Origin of the sequence: Dyadobacter pollutisoli, from assembly GCF_026625565.1 — a bacterium.
In the GTDB taxonomy this organism is placed as follows: domain Bacteria; phylum Bacteroidota; class Bacteroidia; order Cytophagales; family Spirosomataceae; genus Dyadobacter; species Dyadobacter pollutisoli.
The window spans coordinates 4,279,657-4,293,085 of sequence record NZ_CP112998.1 but is presented as its reverse complement, the minus strand read 5'-3'; the positions used below and the strand labels follow the sequence as shown (position 1 = coordinate 4,293,085).

10 protein-coding genes and 1 pseudogene are annotated in these 13,429 nt (G+C 45.8%); 4 read left to right on the top strand and 7 right to left on the bottom strand.

Translation table 11 applies throughout. The annotated features are described in order from the left end of the window. Positions 1–296: 296 nt before the first annotated feature. On the top strand, positions 297–1,253 hold the full coding sequence (gene metF / locus ON006_RS17560; RefSeq protein ID WP_244820677.1) for a methylenetetrahydrofolate reductase [NAD(P)H]: 957 nt from the start codon (positions 297–299) through the stop codon (positions 1,251–1,253). A 21-nt stretch (positions 1,254–1,274) separates the two neighbouring features. Here the strand turns inward: metF and ON006_RS17555 are convergent. Then, a pseudogene (locus tag ON006_RS17555) lies at positions 1,275–1,592 on the bottom strand (heavy metal-binding domain-containing protein); the annotation flags it as partial. A 199-nt stretch (positions 1,593–1,791) separates the two neighbouring features. On the opposite strand from ON006_RS17555, the gene ON006_RS17550 reads away from it, so the two are divergent. Together ON006_RS17550 and ON006_RS17545 are read left to right on the top strand one after the other, a co-directional pair. Beyond that, complete coding sequence (locus tag ON006_RS17550; RefSeq protein ID WP_244820675.1) at positions 1,792–2,364, top strand: nitroreductase family protein; 573 nt, start codon at positions 1,792–1,794, stop codon at positions 2,362–2,364. Between the two features lie 2 nt (positions 2,365–2,366). Next, on the top strand, positions 2,367–3,344 hold the full coding sequence (locus ON006_RS17545; protein WP_244820674.1) for an ABC transporter ATP-binding protein: 978 nt from the start codon (positions 2,367–2,369) through the stop codon (positions 3,342–3,344). A gap of 6 nt (positions 3,345–3,350) precedes the next feature. On the opposite strand, the gene ON006_RS17540 is transcribed toward ON006_RS17545, so the two are convergent. The 6 genes from ON006_RS17540 to ON006_RS17515 form a co-directional block, all read right to left on the bottom strand. Then, complete coding sequence (locus tag ON006_RS17540; RefSeq protein ID WP_244820673.1) at positions 3,351–5,867, bottom strand: DUF5686 and carboxypeptidase-like regulatory domain-containing protein; 2,517 nt, start codon at positions 5,865–5,867, stop codon at positions 3,351–3,353. Continuing rightward, on the bottom strand, positions 5,864–6,457 hold the full coding sequence (locus ON006_RS17535) for a SanA/YdcF family protein (protein ID WP_310590198.1): 594 nt from the start codon (positions 6,455–6,457) through the stop codon (positions 5,864–5,866). Before ON006_RS17535 ends, ON006_RS17540 begins: the two co-directional genes overlap by 4 nt. Before the next feature lie 187 nt (positions 6,458–6,644). After that, positions 6,645–9,413: a DNA gyrase/topoisomerase IV subunit A gene (locus ON006_RS17530; RefSeq protein ID WP_244820671.1), complete on the bottom strand. Its 2,769-nt coding sequence runs from the start codon at positions 9,411–9,413 to the stop codon at positions 6,645–6,647. A gap of 168 nt (positions 9,414–9,581) precedes the next feature. After that, positions 9,582–10,235, bottom strand: coding sequence for an NUDIX hydrolase (locus ON006_RS17525; protein ID WP_244820670.1), 654 nt, complete (start codon positions 10,233–10,235; stop codon positions 9,582–9,584). A gap of 55 nt (positions 10,236–10,290) precedes the next feature. Beyond that, on the bottom strand, positions 10,291–10,530 hold the full coding sequence (locus tag ON006_RS17520; RefSeq protein ID WP_244820669.1) for a DUF2442 domain-containing protein: 240 nt from the start codon (positions 10,528–10,530) through the stop codon (positions 10,291–10,293). A gap of 159 nt (positions 10,531–10,689) precedes the next feature. Then, positions 10,690–12,267 (bottom strand): NAD(P)/FAD-dependent oxidoreductase, encoded by a 1,578-nt coding sequence (locus ON006_RS17515; protein WP_244820668.1) that lies wholly within the window; start codon positions 12,265–12,267, stop codon positions 10,690–10,692. Between the two features lie 157 nt (positions 12,268–12,424). Here ON006_RS17515 and ON006_RS17510 point away from each other — a divergent pair, with 157 nt between their 5' ends. Further along, positions 12,425–13,348, top strand: a complete 924-nt coding sequence (locus tag ON006_RS17510) for a sugar phosphate isomerase/epimerase family protein (RefSeq protein WP_244820667.1) — start codon at positions 12,425–12,427, stop codon at positions 13,346–13,348. The last annotated feature ends 81 nt before the right edge of the window (positions 13,349–13,429 follow it).

The window sequence follows — 13,429 nt, the reverse complement described above, 5'->3', positions numbered from 1 at the left end:
ATGTAGTACTTAATCTACGGTTCAATAAAAAAAGTTTGATATAAATTGTTCTCTAACACTTTGTTTAATAATTTGGCACAGAATTTTAGTTATTAGTATTCAGTCAAGCAAATTGTTGCTGAGGGACTGACGCCCTGTCAGACACCCCATAACATTTTTGACGAACACTGATAGAGGAGGGTTTACGTGGAATGGCCTACTGTAATGCGGTAGGCCATTTTTTTGTGCTATACAAATTGGTTAGCATATTTAAATCGTGTTCATTTGTAGTCTTTTGGAACACACCAACCCATTTCATGACCAAAGTTACCGAGTTCATTCGCCGGGCCGAAGGCAAAACATTGTTCTCCATTGAGATTATCCCACCTTTAAAGGGTCAGAATATCAACGAATTGCTGAATTCAATCGAACCTCTTATGGAATTCAAACCTCCGTTTGTGGATGTGACCTATCATAGAGAGGAGCTGATCGACAGGGTGGCCAGCGATGGGACGATTGAACGTATACCGATCCGTAAAAGACCTGGTACTGTCGGGATTTGCGCCAGGCTGATGGAGCGGTTTCATGTGGACGCGGTGCCGCATGTGATTTGTGGAGGGTTCACCAAAGACGAAACCGAAGATGTCCTGATCGATCTGTATTACCTCGGGATCGACAATGTGCTTGTGCTACGGGGCGATCCCGAAAAATCTGCCGGCATTTTCAAGCCGAAAGCTGGCGGACATACCTACGCCTCGGAACTGGTCACTCAGGTTGACAATATGAATAAAGGTATTTTGCTCAATGCCGAAACCGAAATGCACGCTACTGATTTTTGTATCGGTGTAGCAGGTTACCCTGAAAAACACTTCGATGCAACGAGCTTTGACACCGATTACGCGCATTTGAAAAGAAAAATAGAGCTGGGCGCCAATTATATAGTTACCCAGATGTTTTTCGATAACCAGAAATACTTTCAGTTTGTGGAAAGATGCCGCGCGGAAGGTATTACGGTTCCGGTCATTCCGGGTCTTAAACCACTATCTACGCGGAAGCAGTTATCAGTTCTGGCCGATATTTTTCATTTGGAATTCCCCAAGGAACTGGTAGATGAGGTTAATAAGTGTGCTTCCGACAAAGACGTCCGTCAGGTAGGCGTTGAATGGGGGATCCAGCAATGTAAGGAGCTGATGGCATACGGAGTACCCGTGCTTCATTTTTACACAATGGGCAAGTCCGATAATGTTTCGCAGATCGCCAGACAGGTTTTCTAAAAAATGAAAGCTGCGGTATCATTCATAACATACCGCAGTACCGTTGGCACTTACCATGAGCATCGTACTGCTTCCTCCGATCGTCTCAAGGTCTATATCCACTCCGATCACTGCATTGGCGCCCAGCCGTTGTGCCTGATCCATCATTTCACGGATCGCAATGCTCTTGGCCTCACGCAGGCCCTGCTCGTAAGATCCTGAGCGACCGCCTACTACGTCACGTATCCCCGCAAGGAAATCCTTGAAGAAATTGGCTCCGATAATGGCCTCGCCGTTTACTAATCCAATGTATTTGATGATTTTTTTACCCTCAATATTCGGTGTGGTAGTAACAAGCATACGTTTTCAGGTTTTTGGATGGAGTAAATTTCGGGGACAATTTAGCTTAATTCGATCAGGCAGGCTGTAAAATAATTGTTTAGCGGCAAAGTAACACCCGGTGACGGTAAATTTTCCTTATAACCCAGGTGATCTTATCAAAAAGGGCCAATAATCCTTAGCTTTGTTTTTTGACCAAAACAGAAGTAAAATCATTAGAATGGAACAATCAGTTGAAGTAGTAAATCATATCATTCGCAGCAGACGCAGTATTTTCCCACCCAGCTACATTGAAAAAGACATCCCAGAGGACATCCTGCTGACGATTCTTGAGAATGCAAATTACGCCCCAACCCATAAATTGACTGAGCCATGGCGTTTTGTGGTTTACAAAGGCGAAAGCCTGAACAAACTGGCTGGCTTTTTCACGGAACGATATCGCACAGTAACGCCTCCGGAATCGTTTTCCCAGGCAAGATATGACGCAGCAGGTGAAAAAGTCCTTAAATCCAATGTTGTAGTGCTGATTTGCGCAGAACTGCATCCCGACAAACTTCCGGAATGGGAAGAAACCGCTTCGGTGGCATGCGCAGTGCAGAATATGTGGCTTACAGCGACTGCCTATGGGATTGGTTCTTATTGGAGCAGCCCTGCGATTCTGGATCTCCTTGCCAAATTCGCAGGCATACCCGAAAACCAGAAGTGCCTTGGATTATATTTCATGGGTTATCACGATGCGCCGGAAGCACCTGCCCGCCGCACGCCCATTGAAAACAAAGTGAGCTGGGCCTGATAATGAAAAAAACAAAAATTACCCTGCGCGCTCAATCTGTCACCAAAGCTTTTGGCAACAATCCTGTACTTTCCGACATTGATTTACAGCTCAATGCAGGTGAGTGGCTGGGGGTTTTAGGAGAAAGCGGGTCGGGTAAGAGTACCTTGCTTCGCATTCTGGGAAGATTCCTGGATGCGGAGCAAGGTAAAATTTATTTCAAGGAAGAAGAATTGAAGCCAGTAAGCGGCGAGCTGATCCCCGGTCACGAGTCTATTAAACTCATTCATCAGGAATTTGAGCTTTTTCCAAATCAAACCGTTGAAGAGAATATTGCTTACTCGCTCCGGTTTTACGAAACGGTATACCGCAAAGAAAAAGTAGCCGAACTGATGACTACTGCCGGATTGGATTATGTAAGAAATCAGAAGGCGAAGCTGCTGTCGGGTGGTGAAAAACAACGTACCGCCATTGCCAAAGCCCTGGCCGAGCAGCCGGATGTACTCCTGCTCGACGAACCTTTTGCACATTTGGATAACCACAACCGGCGTGTACTGGGCAACGCAATTGAAACCATGCGAAACCAGCAGAAAATGAGCTGCATTTTTGTAACACATGAAGCAGCTGATGCCCTGGCCTGGTCGGACCGGATTGCCGTATTGCGTAATGGTAAAATAATTCAAACGGGAACACCACAGGAAGTATATAATCAGCCTGTTGATAGCTACGTAGCCGAGCTGACAGGCGACATCAACTGGCTTTCCGGGAAGGATGGAAGCAAAGATTTCTTTATCAGGCCCGAAAAGATCAAGCCTACCAAGCATCCCGAGAAAAGTAAATGGCAGGGCAAGGTAGAAGCCATACGGTTTCATGGTAATCATTGGGAAATCCGGTGTATAAATGGAGATGACAGGCTGGCTTTTTATCGGAACCGGCTGGATCTTGAAATTGGCCAGCAGGTTTTTCTTACTTACGCTGCCAAAGATCTGAGAAGTATATAAATTGGCTCAGAGGCTAAACCAGAACGAAATCTTTACCGCAAACGGCGTAACATTCGGATTGTCGAGGTAGGTGAGCCGGTGTATAAAATCAATGCGACCCGCTTTGAAAATATTATCCACTCCATAGCCCAGTTCAATATAAGGCCTGTCTTTCAGGCGATTGAATGTCTGGATTTCATTCCCTGATTCGTCCGTGGTCTTGGTCAATGCGATGTTCGCATCGCTGACGCTTCCGTAAAATAACTTGCCGGTAGCTAACATTCTTAATTTCAGCTTGCGGATGGCAGGTATACGGTTAAGTATAAATCCTTCAAAATTGTGCTCCAAACGCAGGGCAATGTAGCGGTCGCTGATGAACTCGAAATAGCGCATGAGATTGTAAGCATTGTCTACATAAAACAACGATTCGTTACCAAGCGGCGTGTACAGCAGCGGGTAAGGTAGCGTGGAAGGGATATATCCGAAGGTAACGTTATAGTAAGTGCGTCCGATCACGCCTGCGCGGAAGCTCTGTTTGACATTAAAGGAAAACTTGTGGTAGTGGAAATCGCCGCCCAGAAAGTTTTTAAGACCCAGCGTATAGCGCAATGTAAATGCAGGCGAATTGGCGTTACCCATACTGATACGTTCATTATCATTTTGCAGAAAAGTCTCTTTGTTGGCCAGGCGGGTTTCCAGGTTTATTTCCGTGATATCGAACGAACTTCGGACAGGGGACTCGGCACCACGGGAAGGTTCAGTTCGGTAATTAAATGGAAACAATGGTCTGAAATCGCGGTGCCTGAACTGAACGCTTCCGGTTAAACCTTTCACCAGCTCCCGTTTGAAGTAACCCGAAATGTCTTCCTGCCAGTAGGGTCTGCGAAACGCGCCAAACCTTGAAAAAGCGCCGAAAATAGTATTTGGCCCAATGGTTTCTGCTGATACGCCAAGCCTTTCCAGGTCTTTGGAATACGAAACGCCTGCCATCGTCCAAGGTTTTCGGTCAATGATGTAATCCATTCCCGCACCGTATTTAAAGTCGTGATCGCGGGTACCATATGCTCCGTAGCCGCTGAAAATCCATTTACGGCTGAAACCCGGATCAGTCTTAAAACCGAGACGGAACCTGTGACCTTCGATCGCATTATTGGCATATAAAAACAGATATGGCCCGATATCGATGTTCCATTTATCTATTTTCTTGTAGCCATTCACAAAAATGTTAAGGATTTCCGTGTAGGTTTTCACAACCGGCAAGACCTTCAACGAATCGACCAGCTGGAATGACAGTATTTCGGTTGCGCTCAAAGCTTCGGGGCGGCTTTTGACCCAGAAAGTGGAATCATGGTCCTTATAGTCTTCTTTCAGCTCAATGGCAGTATCGTAAAATTTGGGGTTCCGGGGACTATTTAGCTTATATTTTGAATTGGCAGAATAGAATTTCAAAAGCATTCCGGCAGTCTGCTTCGTCGGCTCGTCTACGTCGATCAATACCCTGGTTTTGGACGGTACCCACGTTTTTTCATCTTCAAAAACCTCGTACGACTGCTGGATCTTTATTTTTTCAATAAAGTTGATGTTTGCTCTTTTGCCGACGCTGGCGTCCATTTGGGTTAATGCAAATGTAGTACCATCGACCCAGAATGAGCCTGTAAAAGCAAGGTCTTGTTCCTGACGCGGCTCGAAATCAATGTGATAATCGTAGTTTGTGCCATTATAAAGGCTGTCGGAAAGGTAGTATTCGTAGTAAAGTTTCCAGCTGTCCGCAATCGGCGATACGAAGTCTTTGTCAAGGACATTGAGCCAGTTTCCATAAAAATTGTATTGCTGAAATGAGGAACCAATGACCTGCGAAACCAGGCTGCCGTCGGTAAGCCCCACACCGGAAACTTTGGTTTTGTTGATAACCTCCTTTTTCTTCTTCGGATTTTTCCTGTAATAAACGTCGGAAACAGATTCAGAGATAAAAATGGGGATGATCGTCTCGCCGTTTTCGCCTTTCACCGCATCATACTGATCGACAATATGGGTCATTTTTTTGACCGATTTCCGGTTCCTGAACTTCTCGGAAAGGTTGTCGATATCGATCTGGATCTTGTTGTAGCTCACATATTCATATGCATCCAGGTCGTCTGCATTGTTTCTTTTCTTGTTGGCGACAATTTTTCTGAGGACCGCATATGCCGGATTTTCCCCTGCAAATATTTTGACCTCCCTCAGCTGTAGTGTCCCTGGTAGTAGTTGAATATCAATGGTTTGGTCAGGCAGATTTGGGGCTATTGCCTTGCTTTTGCTTTCGTAGCCGACGTAGGTCACCAATATCGAGTCAGCCGGTGGGGGATATGTAAGCTGATATAGGCCGTCGAAATTAGTGGTGGTGCCTGCTAAGGTTCCTTTTACACCAATATTGGCAAATGGTATGGGATCGCCGGTACTTGCGTCGGTGATTTTTCCTTTAATGGTGTAAGTAGTCTGTGAAAAAGTCTTGAACGAACTGATTACTGCAATAAACAAGAAGGAAAACAGGATATAGCTTCTCATTTTTTCCGAATCTCATTGTTTGAAGTAACATCCGCTGGCGGACGAAGGATGTGAACATCCAGTACAGCTTTGGGCCTTGCCAGGTACTCGCGTACCAATGTTCGCAGGGAGTAGCCGTCCGGGACATCTTGCGCTGCAAATGAAATGGCATTTATGCCTTCATTATGAGCAATGTACAGCGCTCTTGCATTGTGGAAGTTCTGGGAGATAATGGTAAAGTTGTCCTGGTTGAAAACCTGTTTGCAGCGGACAATAGAGTCAAAAGTCCGGAAGCCGGCGTAATCCAGCGTCATGACATTTTCCGGTATTCCCAAATTCAACAAGGCGCGCTGCATGTCCAGTGGTTCATTATAGTATTGGGAATCGTTATTGCCGCTTAATATAATATATTTTATTTTACCTTCCTTGAAAAGTCTCGCCGTAGCTTCCATTCGGTACTTAAAAAAAAGGTTTTCTTTTCCTTTTTCTGAATTCCGACTCGTGCCCAAAACCAGGGCTACGTCATTGGAAGGGAGATTATCGATAGAAAAATAGCTGTATTGACGGGTACAGTAAACAACCCAGAAGTTACAAAGCAAGATGAAAACCATGCAGGCAAATAATAAGGCTAATATGATTTTTATCAGTTTTTTCACCCGTGTCCTTGATGTGGCCTATCGATGCTTTCAACTTCTGGTCATATTCCGGTCCGGCGTACATTCTGATCTTCGGTTTTTAGACTGTACGCACATCACGGCGCTATTTGTTGCTAAGTGAATAGGTATTCCTGAGAAATACTTATTCAAACAACCCAAGCTGGCTTTTGGAATCAGGGCCTTTTTTCGGATCTTTTTTGGACTTTGCCTCCGTTTTAGGTTCCTCGTCATCCGATTCCTCTTTCTCAATGTGCTCTTCTTCCGGACTCTCTTCTGTTTCCTCAGTTAAGTTAACAGTATTTTCCGGTAATGTGTCCCCGGAAACGTCTTCCAAATTTTCCTCCGGTTCACCGACATTCTCCTCGCCAGCGTCTTCTTCCACAGGAATGGCGATTACTTCCTCCACAGGGTCAGGCAAAGAAGGTAGCCACCGTACTTCCTTGAATTTATCATTAGGCAGTTTATTCCCGATCGCCCGCCAGCCGCGTATATCGACCATTTCCTCAACCAGGATTTCGTCGCTGCTTTGTTCTTTCTGGGCTGTTTTTGGATAAACAATTTCAAGACGAGGACGCTTATCGGTGCTTGCCAGTATCAGTTTACTGTTTTTAGAATCGCTGATGAAGAGGAATTTCTTGTCCAGCGATGATGTCTCTATATTAAATCGTTTGATAAAGTGCTGTTTTTGAGCGCCGTCGAAGTACAGCGCCGTTATCGGAAGCTTGGTCTCAAACTTCTTCACTAACAGGACTTCATTTGGGACATAATGGTTGGTAAGGTCAAAGTTGGTCAGCTCGTAAGTACCTTCTTTGTAAATCACCAGAATGTTGTCCGAAGGCCCGAAGTTGCCTAGGTATTCACCTCTTTCATCACGGTTCAAACGGCCAATGATCGGATCAAACCACATATCGACGCCACCCAGCGTCGAGCGGCCTGCCTGTTTCAGGGTTATTTTTCTAACCGGGTATTTGGTCAGAATGTTACCCATTGCACTCCGGTTTTTGATCAGCAGTTCAGCAAAGTTGAAGTCAAACTGCTTTACTTTCGCCTTGCTCTGCGACGTCAGGCTGACTGTAATAATCTCAGCCTCACCGTTTTCGTTTGGCGTGAAATAGGTGATTTTGGATTTCGGCGTCCCCTGAGTCAGGTCGTACTCGCGGTCGCGGGTAACAGCTGTGATCTGGCAGCGTTTAATATAAGACACGCCCGTTTTTCCGTCTACGTAGACCAGGTTGTAAACTTTGCGTTCATCGTTTTTGACAAAAACCGCGCAGTATATAATATCTTTACCGACGAAAACTTTGTCCTGAACCTTGGTTACCAGACATTTACCGTCGGATCTGAAAATGATGATGTCGTCAATGTCCGAGCAGTCCATGACATACTCATCCTTTTTGAGGCCATAACCGACAAAACCTTCGGCGCGGTTTACATATAGTTTCTGGTTATTGGCAGCAACGATATTAGCCGAAATCTGGTTGAATGCCCTGATCTCTGTTCTTCTCGAACGGCCTTTGCCATATTTTTTCAAAAGGTCTTTGAAGTAGTCAATCGCAAAACGGGTGATATTAGCAAGGTTATCTTCCGTTTCGGCCAGTTCCTCCTGCCATTTGCGCATCAGCTCATCCGCCTTGTAGCCGTCATATTTGGAAATACGCTTGATACGGATCTCCGTCAGCTCAACAATGTCGTCATCGGTGATTTCTCGGTAAAACTGAGGCTTGTAAGGTTCCAGACCTTTGTCAATGGTGCGGATTACTGCTTCAAATGTTTCACATTCTTCGATATCGCGGTAAATGCGGTTTTCAATGAATATCTTCTCCAAAGAACCGTAAAGGATCTTTTCCAGAAGTCCCAGTCTCTTGATTTCCAGCTCGCGATGGAGTAAATGGACAGTTTGCTGGGTATTGTATTTTAATATTTCGGTAACACCAACAAAGTGAGGCTTGTCAGCGATGATGATACAAGCATTCGGCGATATGGACACCTCACATTCTGTGAATGCATACAATGCGTCCATCGTAATGTCCGGTGAAACACCAGGCGCCAGGTGTACCTGTATTTCCACTTCTGCGGCGGTGTTATCCACCACCTTCTTGATTTTGATCTTGCCTCCGTCGCTGGCCTTAATAATCGAATCGATAAGGGAGGTGGTGGTGGTACCAAAGGGAATGTCCCGGATCACCAGCATTTTCTTGTCTTCCTCCTCAATTCTGGCGCGTACCCTTACTTTACCTCCTCGCTGGCCGTCGTTGTAGTTGGACACGTCGATCTGTCCGCCGGTCAGGAAGTCGGGAAAAATGGTGATGTCCTTTCCTTGCAGTAATGCGATGGAAGCATCTATCAGCTCGCAAAAATTATGCGGAAGGATTTTGGTAGAAAGTCCCACCGCAATCCCCTCGACCCCGAGCGACAATAGCAGCGGGAATTTGACAGGCAGCGTTACCGGCTCACGCTTGCGTCCGTCGTAGGAGAGCTGCCATTCGGTAGTGTCGTCATTAAAAACAATATCTTTGGAAAAGCGAGAGAGCCGGACCTCAATGTAACGTGCGGCCGCGGCTCCGTCACCCGTACGGATATCTCCCCAGTTGCCCTGGGTATCGAAAAGGAGCTCTTTTTGTCCAATGTTGACAATAGCGTCGTAGATAGAAGCGTCTCCGTGCGGGTGGTACTGCATGGAAGAACCTACGACATTGGCAACTTTGTTGAAACGGCCGTCGTCCATTTCGTTCAGTGCATGCATAATGCGCCTTTGCACTGGTTTGAGGCCGTCTTCAATGGCTGGAACTGCTCGTTCCAGAATTACATAGGAAGCATAATCAAGAAACCAACTTTCATATAAACCCGAAATGGGCAGTTTATCGTGCAATCCGCTATCTTCTACGTCAGGCGTAGCTCCGTTTTCGTCCATAAATGAAGGAGGAACCAGGTTTTAAGTATTCAGTAAATTTTGTAAGGTATCAATGCTCACCGGTTTTCGTTGAAGGACCGAGAGGTTCTTTGAAGAACCAGTCAGGACGAAGCTAACCGGAAGATTTATTTGAATTACCTGCTAATATAGCAAATAAAGCTATAATTTTCAGTTTTTAGAATCGGGGTCCAATGCATTCAGCACGGATAGCAGTTCACTGATCATCATGGCCGTAGCGCCCCATATTTTGTATCCCTGCACCATATAATGCGGGGCATGTACCTGTTCGCCACGCACTTGAATGTCACTGGATCCAATGATATTCACATCCGAAATTTCTTCCAGCCGGATTTCGAAAATGTCTTCAACCTCTCGCGGATCAGGGTAAAAGTCGGGGCGATAGGGCATGGTAGCGATGACTGGCAAAACGTAGAAATTGCTTGCCGGAATAAATAGCTCGGTCAATATTCCGAGGATTTTTACATCATTCAGCCGTAAGCCAATTTCTTCTTGCGCCTCTCTCAAAGCGGTCCGTATGAGGTCTTCGTCGCTCGGTTCGTAGCGGCCACCAGGGAATGCCACTTGTCCGGAATGTACGCCGTCGTAGGCCGGGCGCAATATCAGCGGAAAATAGATTTCGTTTTTGTGGGGATAAAACAAAATGAGCACGGCGCTTTTACGAGTACGTGCATTGGGCTTGAAAGTCAGGCGCAGTTTGCTCGAAGCCTGCATAGTCCGGTGCGCTGACTCACCGGGAAGCGGGTATTTCAGTTTTTGTGTTAATTGTGAAGCAAATAAGGAAAAGGATTCCAGTGCGGCCATATTGGCAAATTATTGATAAGCATTGTTCAACTGGTACTGACCTCGGGGTAATCGATCAGATTTTCGCGTAATGTAGTTCTCTATTGAAGTCGAAAAAGCTTTCCAGGCTGAGATCTTCATCAATTTCTTCCCAATGAATACTGCTGCCTGTTGGGCCAATTTCATAGTTCTCTCTTTGTTTAGCAGAGGCATTATGAAGTCTGGTGAACCATTTTAACGGGTTGCCGATAGTATGGCCACTATCAGTAACAATGTATATATTGCTTTCGTCGAACCAAATTTTCTCTATTTTCATAGCGCTCTGTTGTTACTCACTACCATCTCCATGAAACTCTTGCCATTTTGTTATGATCAAATCTCTGTTCTTCTCGACTAGTGCTTCTGCAAGTACCAGATCTTTTGTTTTATTACCGGATTTACGCAAATATAAGAAGAAGCTGAACAGTTCTAGTCGTTAGCTGGCTCGGCACAGCCGGACCAGCTGCTCTGCGCAGCGCTCGCCGTCCATTGCGGCTGACATGATGCCGCCTGCATAGCCAGCACCTTCGCCACACGGGAATAAGCCCTTTACTTCGGGGTGTTCGCAGCTGTCACGTTCTCTCGGTATCCGAATGGGGGATGAAGTCCGGCTTTCAACCCCGATCAGCTGGGCGTCGCGCGACATATATCCTCTCATTTTTTGGCCAAAATCATTTAATGCATCCCGCAAAGGGAAAGCAATGTTGGGTGGCAAAACCTCGTACAGATCAACAGATTGCAAACCAGGCTGGTAGGAAGTGTCACGCAGCTGAGTTGAAATTTTACCTTTTACAAAATCTGTTGCCAATTGTGCCGGGGCCGTTTGGGTAGCTCCGGCCAGTTTACAGGCAGCTTGCTCAATTTCCTTTTGCAATTGCAGCCCCGCCATTGGTCCCAGTTCTTTATATGGAACAAGGTCTTCTTCTTCAATGGAAACCACAATTCCAGAGTTAGCATAAGGAGAATCGCGCCGGGAGGGTGACATTCCATTTACTACTACCTCTCCGTTTTCGGTAGCCGCTGGCACAATGAAGCCGCCCGGACACATGCAAAACGAAAACACACCCCGCTGAACTCCTTTATAACGGGTTTGTGTAACCAAACTATACGACGCAGCAGGAAGATAGGGGCCGCGGTCTGTTTCGCAATGGTACTGAATCTTGTCAATGGTATTTTGAGGATGTTCGATCCGCACACCCATTGCAAACGACTTACTCTCGATCAGGATATTTTTGGCATGCAGCAATTCGTAAATGTCCCGTGCTGAATGTCCGGTTGCCAGTATGACGCCGATTCCAATGTGTTCTTTGCTATCGTTTGTAACAACTCCTTTTATTTTATTCTGGTTAATGATCAGATCGGTAACCTTGGTATCAAAATGAATTTCGCCTCCTGCTTTTAGGATGCTTTCTCTCATTTCGGATACCACGACGGGGAGTTTATTGGTACCAATGTGAGGGTGCGTGTCAATCAATATCTGTTCATTGGCCCCGTGCCCCACAAAAATTTCCAGAATGCGCCGGATATCCCCGCGTTTGTTGGAACGTGTGTACAATTTCCCATCGGAATAAGTCCCCGCGCCACCTTCTCCAAAACAGTAATTGGATTCAGGATTGACAATATGTTCTTTGTTAATGGCCGCAAGATCCCGTCTTCTGGTCCGCACATCCTTACCTCTTTCAAAAAGGATTGGCTTGATTCCCAGTTCGATAAGTCTGAGCGCCGCGAACATTCCGGCAGGGCCGCAACCTACGATCAACGCCTGCGGGCGATTAGTTACATCCTGATAATGTAGTTCAAACTGCGTCAGCGCGGGTGGGAGTTCATTGACGTAAACTTCTGCCTGTACATTGATCTTGACCTGACGGCTGCGGGCATCAATGGACTGGCGCGTTTTGCGGATAATGGGATTGTCACCTTCGCGAAGCCGAAGTTTCTTAATGATAAACTGACGAAAATTTTCGTCATCCAGCGCGATTTCCGGCGCTAGAACAAGTTGAAGTGTCTGCTGCATTGGAAAGGGATTTAGCCTTTAATGCTGCAAAGGTAAAGAGAAACGAGACTTTCCAAGTCTTCAAGACTTAGAAAGTCTGGATGCGCCAGCCACGGGTATTATTTAAATGTCGTCATCTTTAGTGACTAACAATGACCAGATCCTAAAACGAACTCTTATGTCACAAAGCCGCCGTCAATTTTTGAATACTGCCGCAGTTGCTGCCGGTGCAGCCGTACTTACCGACTCAGCCTGGGCCGAAAATCAGGCGGCACTTTTCCCGGTTTCATGCAACCAATATTCCTGGATCACTTTTTATGCCCGTGAAGGTCGCGACTGGGCAGCCGATCAGGATGTTTCATTGACTGAATTTGCTTCGACCGGCATCAAAGCTTACGAGCCTGCATTTAATCATGCCGAGGAAGTCACAAAGTTGTTGCCACTATTGAAAAAACATCAGCTGGTCATGCCATCTGTTTATGTGAATACCTCTTTGCATCAGGCTGATGAAGCTTCGAAATCATTGGAATCGGTACTGGCCATTGCGGATGCATTAAAACCGGCTGGTACCAAAATCATTGTTACTAATCCTAATCCTATTAAATGGGGAAGCGGGGAAAATAAATCAGATATTGAACTGGCCGAGCAGGCTAAAAACCTGGACAAGCTGGGGGCAGAGTTGAAAAAACGGGGTATGTCGCTGGCGTACCACACCCATGACGTGGAGCTGCGGGCCGCTGCGCGGGAATTTCACCATATGCTGCTGGCAACTAATCCTTCGAATGTTTCACTTTGTCTGGATGTACATTGGGTTTATCGTGGTTCTGGAAATTCACAGGTTGCTTTATTTGATATTGTCAAATTGTACGGCAAACGCATTATCGAGCTACATTTAAGGCAGTCGAAAGCGGGAATTTGGCAGGAAACTTTCGGAGAAGGGGATATCGATTATCCAAGACTCGCCCAGATGCTGAATGATTTGAATGTAAAACCACATTTAGTATTGGAACAATGTCTTGAAAAAACATCTCCCAAAACTATGAATGGTGTCGAGGCACACAAAATTGATATGGTTTATGTGAAGAAGGTTTTTGGGGTTTAGTATATTCAACCTGATGGAAGCAAGGCTAAACCTTATCAGGTGAAGCAGGTGAGAGGCATTATTTTGAAATACAAACTTGTA